The following is a 14,265-nucleotide window of genomic DNA, read 5'->3' as shown; positions in this document are numbered from 1 at the left end:
TCGTGGGACTATTGTTCATCGTGTTTTCCCGCCCAGAACCCCGGAAGGAAACCTCATGCGTAACGCGGACCCCGAAACTCAGCGCAAGATCGTCAACCGGCTCAAGCGTGCACGCGGCCAGTTGGACTCTGTCATCAACGCAGTGGAGAACGGCGGTTCGTGCAGAGAGGTCGTCACGCAGCTGGCAGCGGTGTCCACCGCCCTTGACCGCGCTGGCTTCATCATCGTCTCCGGTGCCATGCAATATTGCATCACAGACCCCGAAACGGCGGCCGAGGAAGAAGACGGCCTCACCGTCGAGGAACTCGAGAAGCTCTTCCTCACCCTCTCCTGACCGGCCGAGACCTCTGCTGACCGGTACGGACGGCGAGCCGACGGATTGCTGGCGGGCGGACCTCTTCAACGGCTCCGGCGGCGTCGTTTCGGTCTCTGCCCAGCGCACCTGAGAACTGGACAGATCTGTCCTATGCCAGGCTCCCGTAGGAGAATCGAGCAGGTCTCCAGCAGCTGACAGCTGAGCACGCCCGGCTTCTGGCAGAGCGGGACTAGTACGGAAACAGCTGTCGAAGCTGCCGCGGATACAATCGGACCCAGGCCATACGACCCTCTGGCACCGGGCCGTGTGGAATACTCCTGATCATGACTGGTCCAACAGACATCGCAGTTCAGCGCCTGGCCAATGAAGAGAGCGAGATCGCGCTGTTCTCCCTGCAGGGAGACATCCGTGAACGGAGCCTGGCCAGCCTGCAGAGCGCGTACTTGGAGAGCGGGAAGTTCACCCAGGACGCACGTACCGTGTCACCTCAGACGGCAAAATCCCTGCTGGTGGCAGGAGCTGCCGCTGGTGGGACAGGTCTGTCGGCGGCAACAGCCGGGACGCTGTTCATGGCTACCGCAGACCCCTCAACGCTGATGCAGCTGGGAGCCGGCGTGGGGGCAGCAGTGATGGGACCCAGCGGGATCACAGCCCAGGCGGCATTTCTTCCGGTTGCCTCCTCAGTGCCTGTTGTTGCGCCTCTTCTGGCCGTCCATGCTCTCTCCACGGCAGTGACCATGCGCCAGTTCGAGTTGATGGACCGCAAGATCGATGAGATCAAGACCACCCTGGACCGGATGTTGGCTCGCTATGAGGCAGAGATGACTGCCCAGCTGATCACAGCCTCCAGCATCATCGATGAGGTGCAGCATCAGTACGAGGCCACAGGCAGATTCTCTCAGGACATGCTGATCCGCCTGGCCTTGGCAGAACGTGACCTGCGGATTGTGGCCCAGCGCGCCCGTGTCCTGGCTGATTCCTACGATATTGATCACGTCCAAGATGCCGATGCCGCTAAGCGGGCCAATCATGACATTCAGGCGGCAATCTTCACCACGTTCGTTGAGCTCAGGGCAGCCTACCTCCGAGTTGGCGTGGACAACCAGGAGAACCCGGGAACAGTGGCCACTTCAAGGTCACGATTGGCGCAGACGCTGAGCGAGTCACTGAGCCTGTGGGACAAGCTCTTGGGCCGTGCCACACAGTTGGAGGAGAGGATCGGCCGGCAGGAGACTGCCCTGAAGGACCGAAACCTGCTCCAGAAGCTGGCTAGCTCTGAGAAGAAGGAGCTGGAGTCAATGCAAGAAGCGCACAGGGAGACTCAGAAGGCCGAGCGCACCATCATCGACGGGCTTGGGCCGCTGAAGCACGATATCGCTTCAACTCTGGAGCAGCTGGAATCCGCCGACCAGAAGGGGCAAGGGACGCTGGTCTATTGGCAGGACGACGACGGTGAACACGCATTCACCACAAGTGAGCAGCTCTTACGCCTTGTGCCATAAGCCGCTCTGACGACAGCGGGCTGGGATGTCCCTACACCGTCGATCTGTACCACAGACTGTCCGGGCGACTGATCTGCAGTACAGCGCTGATCCCTGAGGATCGGCACTGGGACCCGTCTGCATCGGCGGTGCTCAAAGGCCCTTCTGAGCCGAGCTCCAAGCCGTTGTGCGCCTTAGTGGATGCTTCTCAAACCCGCGCAGGCCGGTAAAAACGCTGATCCGCAGTGTTCTCAGGGGATCGACGGGGCGTCGGGCACGTCTCCAGGCTACTCGGAACCACGATAAACGGGGTCCGGTGGCAAAATATTCGCGTGGTCCTCAAACCGGTTTGAGCACCGCGAGTCGATCAGCGCTGGTCGCTGGGAACGCCGCCGGGGTGCCGGTGAAGGAGCTTGAGACGAACGTCGCAGCGATCGAACAGGCTGCGATCCGAGCCTCCTGCGAAACCCGCCTCCTGGTGGACAGCCTTCGCCACCGCAACACTACCACTGAGCAGGAGAGTCTAATACGGGCTCACGGTGGCAGGCTCGTATACTTGCTACCTGCAGCATCCGTTAACGGCGCCAGGCAATACCTCCGATGGCCAGTGGGCCCTCATCGAGGCGTACCGTGCTGGGAGTCTGAACGCGGTACATCAGATCGAGAGACAACGAGTCGCCCAGAATAGGCAGCGCTTGCTCGAGCCGGATGGGGCAAAGCAAGTGCCCGCTCTCGAAGGAGTCCCTCGCAGTCCACGATCGAGCACCTCAGCGTCGATGGATCATTCGTCGCTGAGGGTTACGAGCAACGCATGAACCGCTGGGTCTCTTCCGTCTGGTTCGAACGCACGACCGGCTAGACCCAACCCCCGCTTGGCGAACAGCTCAGCACGGCTACCTTCTCGACCAGGGCCCGGAAGGCAGTTCCACACCGGATGCCCCGGAAGCGTCGTAGCGGCTGTGACGGGAAGCCGAGTCAGCTGCGGATCATCGTGCAGATTCTCTTCACCTGGGCCTCCAAATGTGTCCCGGGGATGCGACCGGCCAGATGCAGGCTGGTGAGCCCATGACAGGTTGCCCAGAACAGCTCAGTCAGCGCTGCGGCGTCGTTATTGCTCATCTGCCCGGTCTCCTGGAGGATGATCCCTGTCAGTGCATCGAAGGATTCCCGCAGCTCTGCGGGAGTATCCTCCTGCGCGAACCTGAGACGGGTATGGTTGGTGAACATCGCCTCATACAGTGCCGGGTTCTGCCTGCCGAAATCCAGGTAGGACCAGCACAGCTGCTCCAGTGCACACCCTGGCCCTGAGGCGGCTTCCCGTATCAGGGAGGTCAGTTCCAGAAATCCTTGGGTGACTACCGCAGCCAAGACATGGTCCCGGCTGCGGAAGTGCTGGTAGATCACCGGCTGGCTGTGGTTGATCTCCTGGGCCAGCCGGCGGGTGGTCACCGACGCCCACCCCTCGCGTTCGGCAATCTGGCGAGCGTGCTCAATGATCTGCTGCTCCCTGTGAAGGTATCTGCGCCCCCGTGGTGAAGGGGTCATGACCCTCCCATAATCAGCCCGACGCTGAGCAGCATGAGCACTGCTGTGCTGCCATGGATACCCCAGGCCGATGCCTGCTTGCCTCCGCTACTGAGCACCAGAATTGCATCGCCGACCGGGATGAGAGTGAAGGCCAAGATGCACCAGGCGACCACAGCAGGCTCAGCGGCGATCAGAAGTACGGCGGCAATCACTCCTGTGACGGCATCGCGCACTCCTTTGACCCGCAACCATGCAGTCGCCTGTTGCTGCGGCAGGTGGGTTAGCCCGAAACTTGCCGCCATCGCCCGCGGGATGAACAGGTAGCACAGGCCCACCACGAAGATCGCGGCCCCCGCGGCAGCCGCAATGATCAATCCGACAGTCTCCATTCAACCTCCTATCAGTGATACGCAACCTATCACCGATAGGCAATCAGGTACCGCTAAGCATCATGCTGGGTTTCAGGTATCGGTACGTGAGTAGTCGGCGAACTCATCAGGGTCGCTGCTTCGCTTGGCATACCACGGGTCGCTGTGACCGGTATCGAGGTAGTGAGGATGCGCATCGGCCACCGAGGCTGCGATGGTCTCCGGCTGATCTGTTCGGCGCGCATGGCGTGTTGCTGCCCAGAGATTGGCTCCACTGGAGGCTCCCACCGGCTTGCCGAGCAGAGTGCGCAGACGGCATGCACCAGCGACACTGGCAACATCGGGTGTTTGGACGATGAGATCAACGCTGCCGGGATTGAACGACTTAGGCAGCTGAGGCCTTACCGTTGACCTCGATCCAGAACGAGCCCCATCGTGAAGTGGGCCTTCGAAGCCTATGCCAGCGGCAACTACTCCACCGCCAGCCTGCGTGATGAACTTATCGACCGTGGTCTGACCACCGTGCCGACAGCGACGCGCCCGAGGAAGGCCCCCTCTCTGCGGTGCACCGGATGCTGCCGAACCCATACTACGAGGGCAACGTGCCCTTCCGGGGAGCGGTCTATGAAGGCATGCACGAACCGCTGGTGCCCATCGAGATTTGGTACCGGGTCCAGGCAGTGCTGTCCTCCCACCGGGCCTCGGGAGAGAAGACCCAGGTCCATGACCAAAGCCGAGAACCGCCAGGGTGTGATCTCCCCCTACATCACAGAGGCCGAGGCGGTGGACGGGGAGGCCGGTGAGCCCTTCGACATCCTGTTCAACCCCGAGGTCCAGTCCACCGCGCTGCGCCGCAAGCAGGCTGGTGGAGACCAGAGTGGAGATCAAACCGCGAACGTCGCAGGTTTGAACAAGGACCAACTGGTGCCCCCAGGAGGAATCGAACCTCCGACCTTTGGTACCGGAAACCAACGCTCTATCCCCTGAGCTATGGAGGCGGGGGTCGCACGACGTCGTCGCGCTGACCGGACTAGATTACCAGGACCGCGCCTGCGAACCTAGCTGAGGCACAGTGTCAGCCGGTCACGGCGACCGTGTAGCTCCAGAGCTCGGAGGACATGCCGACGGGCTTCTTCTTCGGCTCGCCTTCCTCCCCCTCGCCATGGGACTTCTGGAAATCCTGAGAGCTGCGCCAGTTCTCGAAGTCCTCCTCCGAGTCCCAACGTGTCAACACCAGCCAGGTGCTGCGCTCATCGGCGGGCTGCAGAAGCTCGAAGCCTTGGAAGCCGGGGGTCCCTTCCATGGAGCTGTGGCGTGCGGCGAACCGCTTGCCCAGCTCATCCCCGGAATCCTCGGGAACAGTGATGGCATTGATCTTGATGATGCTGCTCATAGGCCCATGCTACCGCGCGGCCTTGGCCGTGTACCGACCGAGAGTCTCCTCCCGGAACTCGTAGAACCGGCCGTCCTGGATGCTGCGGCGGATGTCATCGACCAGCTTCACCGTGTAGTGCTCGTTGTGGATGGTGCACAGCGTGTTCACCAGCATTTCCTTGGCTTTGAAGAGATGATGCAGATACGCGCGCGAGTAGTTCCGGCAGGTGTAGCAGGTGCAGTCCTCATCGATGGGCCCGAAGTCCTTCTTGAACCGGGCCTGCGGAAGGTTGAACCGTCCGCTTGGGTGGTAGACGCGCCCGTTCCGCGCCACGCGTGAGGGAGAGACGCAGTCGAAGGTGTCGGCTCCGTTCTCGATGGCAGTGAAGAAGTCCTCCGGCTCGGAGATCCCCAGCAGGTGGCGCGGCCGATCCTCCGGCAGCTCATCGCAGATCCACCCCACGATGGTGCCCAGATTCTCCTTCTCCAGGGCTCCACCGAGACCGAAGCCGTCGAAGCGCTGGCCCTCAACCTCCATGGCACCCAGATCCCGAGCCGCCTTACGCCGGAGATCCTCGTACTGGGCCCCCTGCAGCACACCGAAGAGAGCCTGGTAGGGCCGATGCGAGCGCTCCTCGGTCAGCACCCGATGCGCGGACAGGCAGCGCTCGGCCCACAGCCTCGTCCGCTCCAGGGATGTCTCCTGATAGGCCCGGGTGTTGAACAGCGTGGTCAGCTCATCGAAGGCGAAGATGATATCGGCGCCGATCTCATGCTGAAGCTTCATGGAGACCTCGGGGGTGAAGCGGTGCGTGGTGCCGTCGATATGAGATTTGAAGGTGACGCCGTCGTCGTCGACCAGGGCCAGACGCTCCTTATCGGGCGCCACCGCCGCATCGTCTGGGACCACAGAGGCGTCCATAGAGATGACCTTCTTGAATCCCGCGCCCAGGCTCATGACCTGGAACCCTCCGGAGTCGGTGAAGGTGGGGCCGGGCCAGTTCATAAACTTGCCGAGCCCTCCGGCGGCATCGAGCACATCGGTGCCCGGCTGCAGATTCAGATGGTAGGCGTTGGCCAGAACAGCCTGAGCGCCGACCTCGGCGATCTCTTCCGGCCGCACCGACTTGATGGTGGCTTTGGTGGCCACCGGGATGAAGGCCGGAGTCCGGATCTCCCCGTGCGGCGTCTGGATGACTCCGGTCCGCCCGTGGGCGCCGTCGAGTCTGCTGTCGAGAGTGAAGTTGAAGCTGTCCTGGGGCACCCCACAATCTTAGTGGCTCCAGACGCCGACGCCGGTCTCAGCCCGGATGGCCCAGCACACCTTCTCCCGGCAGCCAGTCTGGAGCATCCTCCTCGGTCACAGCCCCGGTGGGACGCCCCATTGTCGACTTTTCGAATATGTGTTCGAATAGTCGCATGCGGTGGCAGGGACAGAAGATCCAGAACAGTGACGAGGCGGCGCTGCTGCCGCTCAAAGGCCTGGTCCGCAGCGTCCGCACACCGGAGTTCGAAGGCGTCACTTTCCACGAGGTGGCCAGCAGGACCGCACTCAACCGCGTGCCCGGCCAGTCGAATATGCCCTTCGAATGGACCATCAATCCCACCCGCGGATGCCTCCACCGCTGCGTCTACTGCCTGAGTCCGGACACCCTGATCCTCATGGCAGAGGGCCGGCAGAAACCTCTGCGTGAGATCACCGTGGGGGACAAGATCATCGGCACATACCTGGAAGGCCAGTACCAGCGCTTCACCGAAACAGAGGTGAGCGCCAAGTGGGGCACCCGCAAACCGGCCTACCGCATCACCCTCAACGACGGAACCGAGCTCACCGCCAGCGGAGACCACCGCTTCCTGACCGAGCGCGGCTGGAAATACGTCGCACCCGCTCCGGCAGGGATCACAGTCCGCCCCCATCTCACGACGAACAGCCGGCTCATGGGATTCGGCCTCGGCAGCCCCGCCGCCGAATACCGCGACCCGGTGACGAGCCTGACAGGGCAGGCGGTCAAGACCTCCTCGGACCTGAAGGTCGCTTTCATCGAGGACCTGGGCCGCCACGAGGAGATGATGGACATCACCACCGGCACCGGCGACTTCATCGCCAACGGGGTGGTCAGTCACAACTGCTTCGCGCGGAAGACCCATGAGTACCTGGACCTGGACTCCGGACGGGACTTCGACAGCCAGATCATCGTGAAGACCAACGTGGCCGATGTCCTGCGCGCCGAGCTGGCCAAGCCCTCATGGAAGCGTGAGCATGTGGCGCTGGGGACCAACTCGGACCCCTACATGCGTGCCGAAGGCCGCTATCAGCTCATGCCCGGCATCATCGAGGCGCTCGCCGATTCGGGCACTCCCTTCTCCATCCTGACGAAGGGACCGCTGCTGAAGCGGGACCTTCCGCTGCTGCGCCACGCCGCTGAACAGGTTCCGGTGTCAGTGGCCGTCTCTCTGGCCATGGTGGACCCCGAACTGCAGCAGAAGGTCGAACCCGGAACTCCAGACCCACGGGCGCGGCTGAACCTGATCCGGTCCATCGCCGAAGCAGGCCTGGACGTCAACGTCCTGGCCATGCCGATCCTGCCCTGGCTCAGCGACTCCCCGGAACAGCTCGACGCCCTGCACGCCGCCCTCGCCGAGGCCGGCGCGAGCTGGGTCAGCACCGGTGCACTTCACCTGCGTCCCGGAGCCCGCGAATGGTTCCTCCAGTGGCTGGCTGCCGAGTATCCGCACCTGGTGGCCAAGTACCGGCGCATCTACGGCAGCCCCCAAGGGGGCTTCAGCAGCTATGCCGCCAAGGATTACACCCACTGGCTGGGCCGACAGTCGGCCGAGGCACGACGACGGCACGGCTTCATCCGTCCGGCTGACCCCACCTGGCCCGGCCGCACCTCACCCGAGACGCCCCACCCCTCGCAGGAGCCCGCTCAGCCTGCCCTGTTCTGAGCGTGACTGTCCTGAGCTGCACTGCTCCGCGTCGCACCCTTCCCAGCTCAGCCGCACAGCCCAACAGGCCGGTGCGGAATCGCCGTTCGCCACCTTAGGGTTGACCTGACCATATAAGCCGCGGCATAGTGTCACTGACACCATAAGAGGAGGACACTGCGATGCCGACAGACGGACCGTCCACGCTCGAACTGGCCGTCTCCTCCGTGGTGTTCGCACTGCGCCCACACCCGGAGACCGGTGAGCTCACGCTCTGGCTTCCGCTGGTCCGGCGCATCCGGGAACCCTTCGAAGGGCGCTGGGCACTGCCCGGAGGGCCGTTGGATCCACAGCAGGACCTGGTCGAATCCGCCCGCACCACTCTGCATCGCACCACCGGGCTGACCCCGCGCCACCTGGAGCAGCTCTATGCCTTCGGCGACGCCGACCGCTCCCCCGGTGCACAGGACGAATCCCCCACCCGGGTGGTCTCCATCGTCTACTGGGCCCTGGTCCGCCAGGACGAGGACGCCGAGGCCGTGGACGGGGAGAACGTCGAATGGTTCCCCGCTGATGACATCGCCGAGGAGGCCGGCCCCCTGGCCTTCGACCATGGCGTCATCCTGGCCTACGCCCTGCGCCGCCTGCGGGCCAAGGTCATCTACTCCCCCATCGCCCACGCCTTCCTGCCCGAGCGATTCCCACTGGCCCAGCTGCGCCAGGTCTATGAGGCCATCCTCAACCGCGCCCTCGACCCCTCAAACTTCCGGCGCCAGATCCTCGCCCAGGGAACAGTGGAGGACACCGGCGAGCGCATGACCGGCACGGCCCACCGCCCTCCCAAGCTCTACCGCTCTTCCCCTGATCGCAGCCGATACACCCTCACCATCCAGGAGAACTGATGGCATCCTCCGTCAAGGACCGCATCCAACTGACCCCCACCCGCAGCTGCAGCAGCGCACTGCCCGAGGGACCCTGGGAGTTTGACGCCATGCCCGGCTATGGGCCCGGCTCCTCCCAAGCGGACCCGGCCCCGGCGCACACCCCCACCAACGGCACCAGCCGGCCGAACCAGCTGCCCGAGGCCTACCGGCAGATGGAGGAGGCCGAGCTGCATGAGCGCATCCGCTCCGCCAAGGAGGCTCTAGGGGAGCGCCTGGTGATCCTGGGGCACTTCTACCAGCGCGATGAGGTGGTCCAGCATGCCGACTTCGTCGGGGACTCCTTCCAGCTGGCCCAGGCCGCGCTCACCAAGCCGGATGCTCAGAGCATCGTGTTCTGCGGGGTCCACTTCATGGCAGAGACTGCCGACATCCTCTCCTCAGAGGACCAGCAGGTGATCCTGCCGAATCTGGCCGCCGGCTGCTCCATGGCCGATATGGCGGATGAGGACTCCGTGGAAGAGGCCTGGGAGGAGATCGCCGAGTTCTACGGCTTCGACCCGGAGAACCCAGAGCCCGACGCCGAGGGAAAGCTCCCGGTGCTGCCGGTGACCTATATGAACTCCTCGGCCGCGCTGAAGGCCTTCTGCGGACGCCTGGGCGGTATCGTCTGTACTTCCTCCAACGCGGCCACGGTGCTGGAGTGGGCCTTCGAACGCGCCCACCGGGTGCTGTTCTTCCCGGACCAGCACCTGGGCCGCAACACCGCCAAAGCCATGGGCATCGCCCTGGAAAACATGCCGATGTGGAATCCGCGACTGCCCTGGGGCGGCAACACCGCTGATGACCTGAAGCAGGCCCAGGTCCTGCTCTGGCATGGCTTCTGCTCAGTGCATAAGCGCTTCACCGTGGACCAGATCGACCAGGCCCGGGAGCAGTTCCCCGGCTGCCGGGTGATCGTCCACCCAGAATGCCCCATGCCCGTGGTGGATGCCGCCGATGCCTCAGGCTCCACCGATGCCATCCGGAAGTTCGTGGAGGCCAGCTCCCCCGGCGATGTGATCGCCGTGGGCACCGAGATCAATATGGTCAACCGCCTGGCCGCCGACTACCCGGACCGGGAGATCTTCTGCCTGGACCCGGTGATCTGCCCCTGCTCCACGATGTACCGCATCCACCCGGGATATCTGGCCTGGGTGCTGGACTCCCTGGTGGCCGGACAGGTCGAGAATCGGATCAGCGTGCCTGAGGGGACCGCCGTCGAGGCGCGGGTCGCTCTGGACCGCATGCTGGCCGCGAAGCCGCGATGATCGGCGCCCCCATGCAGAGTCCCATGCAGACAGCGCACTCTCTTCAACCTGCCCAGTCCCTCCAAGCTGCACAGATCGATGCGGTGATCCGGATGGCTCTGGCGGAGGACGTGCCCTTCGGCGATCTGACCACTGAGTGCTTCGTTCCGGCCCAGGCGGTGACAGAGGCTCATCTGGTAGCGAGGGAACCCGGTGTCTTCAGCGGCGGCGAGGTCTTCAGCCGCGCGATGACCGCCCTGGACCCCGCCGTTCAGGTTCAGGGCGCCCTTCCCGACGCCGCCCGGTTCGACACCGGCCAGCGGCTCGCCTCAGTCCGTGGCCCGGCCCGCGCGGTGCTGAGCGCCGAACGCACCGCACTGAACCTGGTGCAGCGCATGTCCGGGATCGCCACACTCACCGCAGAGTATGTCCGCACCGTGGAGGCCACCGGGGTCAGGATCGCAGACACCCGCAAGACCACGCCGGGGCTCAGAGCCCTGGAGCGCCATGCCGTCCGGTGCGGCGGCGGCCATAACCACCGGTTCAGCCTCTCGGATGCGGTCATGGCCAAGGACAACCACCTGGCCATGCTCTCCGAAGGCTCGGAGGATCTGACATCGGCGCTGCGCCGGGCCCGCGCAACCCTGCCCCACACCACTCATCTGGAGGTGGAGGTCGACCGCCTCAGCCAGATCCCAGCAGTGTTGGAAGGCGGGGCGGACACCATCATGCTGGACAACTTCTCCCTCGAGGACCTGCGCCGCGGAGTGGAGATGATCCACGGCTGCGCACTGGTCGAAGCCTCCGGCGGAGTCACCCTGGAGACGGTCGGGGCCATCGCGCAGACCGGTGTGGACCTCATCAGCGTAGGCGCCCTGACCCACAGCGTCCGCGCCCTCGACCTGGGGCTGGATTTCCAGTGACCATCCCTGCTGCGACCTATCTGGACCATGCGGCCACCGCTCCACCTCGACGTGCCGTGCTGGAGGCCATGTGGCCCTATCTGACCGGAGCCTTCGCCAATCCCGCCTCTCAGCATGAGCCCGGTGAGCAGGCGCGCCAGGCCCTGGAGCGGGCCCGGCGTCGGGTGGCTGAGCACCTGGGCGCCCGGCCGACTGAGATCATCTTCACCTCGGGCGGCACCGAGGCCGATAACGCCGCGGTGAAAGGGATCGCCCTGGCCGCCGGGAGCCCGCGCCGCGTGATGGTCTCCGCGGTGGAGCATCCGGCCGTACTCGACTCCGCCCGCTGGCTGGAACGCTTCGACTATGAGACCGAGGTCCTGCCGGTGGATTCCACCGGCCTGGTCTCCCCTGAGCACCTGGATGCTGCCCTGTCCCGCAGCAGGGCCGACGGCGGCGCAGCTCTGCTGAGCATCCAGTACGCCAGCAACGAGGTCGGCACAGTGCAGGACATCCCGGCATTGGCCGGCGTCGCCGCCTCCCACGGGGTTCCGTTCCACACCGACGCCGTGCAGGCCGCTGGTCAGCTGCCATTGAATGTGAATCAGTTGGGCGTGCAGGCCATGAGCCTGGCCGGGCATAAGCTCGGCACGCCCAAAGGGATCGGCGTGCTGTATCTGCGTCGGCGCACCGCCTTCGAACCGCTCATCCACGGAGGTGGTCAGCAGCGCGGCCGGCGCTCGGGCACTGAGAACGTGGCCGGTGCGGTGGGGATGGCCGCCGCTCTGGATCTGGCGGCACAAGAGGACGTCTCAGCGCTGGCGGCCCTCCGGGATGAGTTCATCCGCCGAGTGGAGCAGGGCGCGCCCGGACCGGGAGGGGCGGCGCCGCAGCTCACCGGACATCGCAGTCGCCGCCTTCCGGGGCATGCCTCCTTCCTGATGACCGGGCGCAGCGGGGAATCCGTGCTGCTGGATCTGCAGCGGCGGGGCATCAGCTGCTCTTCCGGCTCCGCCTGCGACGCCGGCAGCCAGGACCCCAGCCCCACGCTGTTGGCCATGGGCTTATCGCCTGAAGAGGCGCAGGCCGCCGTGCGGTTCACCTTTGGCGCCGAGACCCCTCAGGAGGAGCTTCTGCGGGCCGCGGAGATCGTCTCTGAGGTCTGAACATGCGGTCGGGCTCATCGTGTTGTAGACTCTTCTGGTGCTTCGCACGCGAAGGACATCGGGCTATAGCGCAGCTTGGTAGCGCGTCCGTCTGGGGGACGGAAGGTCGTGGGTTCAAATCCCGCTAGCCCGACTCGCTGAAACCCCAGGACAGGGCAGGTCATCCGCTCTCCTGGGGTTTTCTCATGTCCGGCACCCGCTTTCCGCTACTATTCAAGCTATGGGGACGCCGAAACCGAATATCAAGAAGACACTTCCTGGCCAAGGGGCCATGAGCGCTGGCTGGAATATCACTGCCGTCATCTGCGGATTGGCAGTCATTGCAGGTTTCGCGATCATGGTCTCCGGAAAGTCAGTGTGGCCACTTGTCGGGGCCCTCGCCAGCCTCGGAATCTGCCTGATCGTCTATGGCGGGTTCCTTCAGATCATCACGTTGCTGAGACAGATCTGCGGTCACCAGCTCAACGTTGCCGGACCGGCGAAGCCTACGCCTGCCGCGCCCACGAAGAAGCGCACTCAAACTGCGGCCGCTCAGAAAGCACCTGAACAATCTCCCTGGCTCAAGTGACCTGAACGTCCGCAGTCCCAGCCCCTCAGGGCCGACTGCTCGGTTCGCCCCGCGCTGTTCCTCAAAACAAGGCCGAATAGGCGGAAATCAGGCAGAACCGGGGGTGATCCCACACCGGACACAAGTGGAGCTCCCGGCCGCTCCCACCGTCACACTGTCCCGGGCAGTGTGGTGAATCCGACACGCAGGAACACGCCGTGCTCATCGCATCGTTCAGATCCGACCTGTAGCTTCGCCCTGGGGCGTTAATCTCCTGTACACCTCTCCCACACCGCCCCGGACTTCCCCACATGTCTGCAGAACCGCGCTCTCGGGGGCAGCGTCCGCGCCGCGGGCTCCCCCGACCTGCCGCCGTCGTCGGCGCGCTCACCGGTCTCTCCCTGGTGCTCACCAGCTGCGGGACCAACCCCTTCGCTGAGGAAGAGCGCGTCCAGTCGGCAGAGCCCCCTCAGCAGAGCGAAGCCTCCCCCGAACCCGCTGGCGAGCTGCCGGAGGTCCAGACTCCCCTGCCCCAGGAGGTCGCCCAGCAGGTCGGCTTCCAGCGCGAGACCATCGCCGAGGCCGGCGAGACACTGCAGCAGATGCAGGACCAGTCCCAGCAGGCGGAGCAGCAGGAGCAGGACGAACCGGCCCAGGACCCTGAGGATCCGGAGGATGACGAAGGTCCGGCCGATGAACTCGACGAGGGCGACCCCGAGGAGGGCGCCGTCCACGAGTCCGACGAGCCGGTAGAGCCGCCCACTGACGCGACCTACCCCGCAGACCTGAACCAGTCCCTGGAGCAGATCGCCGAGAACTACCCGGGAGAGTTCTCCATCAGCGTGGCCGAGATGACCGGAGAGGGCCGCCTCGGCTCCTACGAGGCCGGTGAGACCCGCATCAGCGCCAGCACCTATAAGCTCTACGTGGCCTACAGCGTGCTGCTGCGCGTGGAGGCCGGCCACATGAGTTGGGATGACGAGATCCAGGGCGACCGCGACCTCGATCAGTGCTTCCACGACATGCTCGCCCTGAGCGACAACCCCTGCCCGGAGGAGATCGCCGACGAGATCGGCTGGGATGAGATCTACTCCGATGCTGCCAGCGTGGGCACCATGAACTCCGGCCAGAACGACGCCGGCCTCCACACCACCGCCGCGGACCTCACCACCTTCCTGGCCGCCCTGCAGTCGGGCAGCCTGGACATCAGCCCCGAGGGACACGACCGCATGCTGCAGTCCCTGGCCGCGAACATCCACCGCCTGGGCGTCCCCTCCGGGACCACCGGCACGGTGATGAATAAGCCCGGGTTCCTCGACGAATTCCTCCACGATGCCGCCATCGTCCATCACCCACAGGGCACCTATGTGCTCACCGTGATGTCCGAGGGCTCCAACTGGGAGTCCCTGGCCGCGATCACCCAGGAGGTCGAAGCCGCGCTCTACGGCTGAGCCGCTGAGCCGCCCACGCCTCTCGATACAGAGAA

The 14,265-nt window shown here is 64.8% G+C and carries 14 protein-coding genes and 2 tRNA genes; 11 read left to right on the top strand and 5 right to left on the bottom strand.

Going from position 1 to position 14,265, the window contains the following annotated elements; all coding sequences use genetic code 11:
• Window positions 1-55: 55 nt before the first annotated feature.
• Both IEW85_RS06805 and IEW85_RS06800 read left to right on the top strand, forming a co-directional pair.
• Window positions 56-334, top strand: coding sequence for a metal-sensitive transcriptional regulator (locus IEW85_RS06805; protein WP_188684026.1), 279 nt, complete (start codon window positions 56-58; stop codon window positions 332-334).
• 491 nt (window positions 335-825) lie between these two features.
• Window positions 826-1,818, top strand: coding sequence for a hypothetical protein (locus IEW85_RS06800; RefSeq protein WP_229658869.1), 993 nt, complete (start codon window positions 826-828; stop codon window positions 1,816-1,818).
• A gap of 954 nt (window positions 1,819-2,772) precedes the next feature.
• On the opposite strand, the gene IEW85_RS06795 is transcribed toward IEW85_RS06800, so the two are convergent.
• Window positions 2,773-3,342 (bottom strand): TetR/AcrR family transcriptional regulator, encoded by a 570-nt coding sequence (locus IEW85_RS06795; RefSeq protein ID WP_188684023.1) that lies wholly within the window; start codon window positions 3,340-3,342, stop codon window positions 2,773-2,775.
• On the bottom strand, window positions 3,339-3,713 hold the full coding sequence (locus IEW85_RS06790) for a DUF4267 domain-containing protein (RefSeq protein WP_188684021.1): 375 nt from the start codon (window positions 3,711-3,713) through the stop codon (window positions 3,339-3,341). The genes IEW85_RS06795 and IEW85_RS06790 overlap by 4 nt, the downstream gene beginning before the upstream one ends.
• 551 nt (window positions 3,714-4,264) lie before the next feature.
• Here IEW85_RS06790 and IEW85_RS14710 point away from each other — a divergent pair.
• Window positions 4,265-4,495, top strand: coding sequence for a hypothetical protein (locus IEW85_RS14710; protein ID WP_373286553.1), 231 nt, complete (start codon window positions 4,265-4,267; stop codon window positions 4,493-4,495).
• A gap of 119 nt (window positions 4,496-4,614) precedes the next feature.
• Here the strand turns inward: IEW85_RS14710 and IEW85_RS06785 are convergent.
• From IEW85_RS06785 to tgt, 3 genes are all read right to left on the bottom strand, one after another.
• Window positions 4,615-4,690: transfer RNA gene (locus tag IEW85_RS06785), tRNA-Arg, on the bottom strand.
• 77 nt (window positions 4,691-4,767) lie between these two features.
• Window positions 4,768-5,085 (bottom strand): antibiotic biosynthesis monooxygenase family protein, encoded by a 318-nt coding sequence (locus IEW85_RS06780; protein WP_188684019.1) that lies wholly within the window; start codon window positions 5,083-5,085, stop codon window positions 4,768-4,770.
• 9 nt (window positions 5,086-5,094) lie between these two features.
• Window positions 5,095-6,330 (bottom strand): tRNA guanosine(34) transglycosylase Tgt, encoded by a 1,236-nt coding sequence (gene tgt, locus IEW85_RS06775; protein ID WP_188684016.1) that lies wholly within the window; start codon window positions 6,328-6,330, stop codon window positions 5,095-5,097.
• A 137-nt stretch (window positions 6,331-6,467) separates the two neighbouring features.
• Between tgt and IEW85_RS06770 the strand changes: the two genes are divergently transcribed.
• From IEW85_RS06770 to IEW85_RS06735, 8 genes are all read left to right on the top strand, one after another.
• Window positions 6,468-8,015 carry an Rv2578c family radical SAM protein gene (locus IEW85_RS06770; RefSeq protein WP_373286552.1) on the top strand — a complete coding sequence of 516 codons (1,548 nt, stop codon included), beginning with the start codon at window positions 6,468-6,470 and terminating at the stop codon, window positions 8,013-8,015.
• 161 nt (window positions 8,016-8,176) lie between these two features.
• On the top strand, window positions 8,177-8,896 hold the full coding sequence (locus IEW85_RS06765) for an NUDIX hydrolase (protein WP_188684012.1): 720 nt from the start codon (window positions 8,177-8,179) through the stop codon (window positions 8,894-8,896).
• Entirely contained in the window at window positions 8,896-10,185 is a 1,290-nt protein-coding gene (gene nadA, locus IEW85_RS06760; protein WP_188684010.1) for a quinolinate synthase NadA, read from the top strand. The genes IEW85_RS06765 and nadA overlap by 1 nt, the downstream gene beginning before the upstream one ends.
• A gap of 23 nt (window positions 10,186-10,208) precedes the next feature.
• Window positions 10,209-11,087 carry a carboxylating nicotinate-nucleotide diphosphorylase gene (gene nadC, locus IEW85_RS06755; RefSeq protein ID WP_188684008.1) on the top strand — a complete coding sequence of 293 codons (879 nt, stop codon included), beginning with the start codon at window positions 10,209-10,211 and terminating at the stop codon, window positions 11,085-11,087.
• 2 nt (window positions 11,088-11,089) lie between these two features.
• Window positions 11,090-12,232 (top strand): cysteine desulfurase family protein, encoded by a 1,143-nt coding sequence (locus IEW85_RS06750; RefSeq protein WP_188684287.1) that lies wholly within the window; start codon window positions 11,090-11,092, stop codon window positions 12,230-12,232.
• A 59-nt stretch (window positions 12,233-12,291) separates the two neighbouring features.
• Window positions 12,292-12,365 (top strand) — tRNA-Pro (locus IEW85_RS06745).
• Window positions 12,366-12,452: 87 nt separating this feature from the next.
• On the top strand, window positions 12,453-12,800 hold the full coding sequence (locus tag IEW85_RS06740; protein WP_188684006.1) for a hypothetical protein: 348 nt from the start codon (window positions 12,453-12,455) through the stop codon (window positions 12,798-12,800).
• Between the two features lie 290 nt (window positions 12,801-13,090).
• Window positions 13,091-14,230 (top strand): serine hydrolase, encoded by a 1,140-nt coding sequence (locus IEW85_RS06735; RefSeq protein WP_188684004.1) that lies wholly within the window; start codon window positions 13,091-13,093, stop codon window positions 14,228-14,230.
• The last annotated feature ends 35 nt before the right edge of the window (window positions 14,231-14,265 follow it).

Origin of the sequence: Nesterenkonia cremea, assembly GCF_014642675.1 — a bacterium.
GTDB classification, from domain to species: Bacteria; Actinomycetota; Actinomycetes; order Actinomycetales; family Micrococcaceae; genus Nesterenkonia; species Nesterenkonia cremea.
Note: the sequence above shows the minus strand (reverse complement) of the source record. Positions and strands in the feature narration are given on the sequence as shown.

Excerpts from the sequence above, each read along its gene's own strand:
- IEW85_RS06805 (WP_188684026.1), top strand. The coding sequence starts at position 56 with ATGCGTAACGCGGACCCCGAAACTCAGCGCAAGATCGTCAACCGGCTC.
- nadA (WP_188684010.1), top strand. The coding sequence starts at position 8,896 with ATGGCATCCTCCGTCAAGGACCGCATCCAACTGACCCCCACCCGCAGC.
- IEW85_RS06740 (WP_188684006.1), top strand. The coding sequence starts at position 12,453 with ATGGGGACGCCGAAACCGAATATCAAGAAGACACTTCCTGGCCAAGGG.
- IEW85_RS14710 (WP_373286553.1), top strand. The coding sequence starts at position 4,265 with ATGCTGCCGAACCCATACTACGAGGGCAACGTGCCCTTCCGGGGAGCG.
- IEW85_RS06765 (WP_188684012.1), top strand. The coding sequence starts at position 8,177 with ATGCCGACAGACGGACCGTCCACGCTCGAACTGGCCGTCTCCTCCGTG.
- IEW85_RS06780 (WP_188684019.1), bottom strand. The coding sequence starts at position 5,085 with ATGAGCAGCATCATCAAGATCAATGCCATCACTGTTCCCGAGGATTCC.
- IEW85_RS06735 (WP_188684004.1), top strand. The coding sequence starts at position 13,091 with ATGTCTGCAGAACCGCGCTCTCGGGGGCAGCGTCCGCGCCGCGGGCTC.
- IEW85_RS06790 (WP_188684021.1), bottom strand. The coding sequence starts at position 3,713 with ATGGAGACTGTCGGATTGATCATTGCGGCTGCCGCGGGGGCCGCGATC.
- IEW85_RS06795 (WP_188684023.1), bottom strand. The coding sequence starts at position 3,342 with ATGACCCCTTCACCACGGGGGCGCAGATACCTTCACAGGGAGCAGCAG.
- nadC (WP_188684008.1), top strand. The coding sequence starts at position 10,209 with ATGCAGACAGCGCACTCTCTTCAACCTGCCCAGTCCCTCCAAGCTGCA.
- IEW85_RS06770 (WP_373286552.1), top strand. The coding sequence starts at position 6,468 with ATGTGTTCGAATAGTCGCATGCGGTGGCAGGGACAGAAGATCCAGAAC.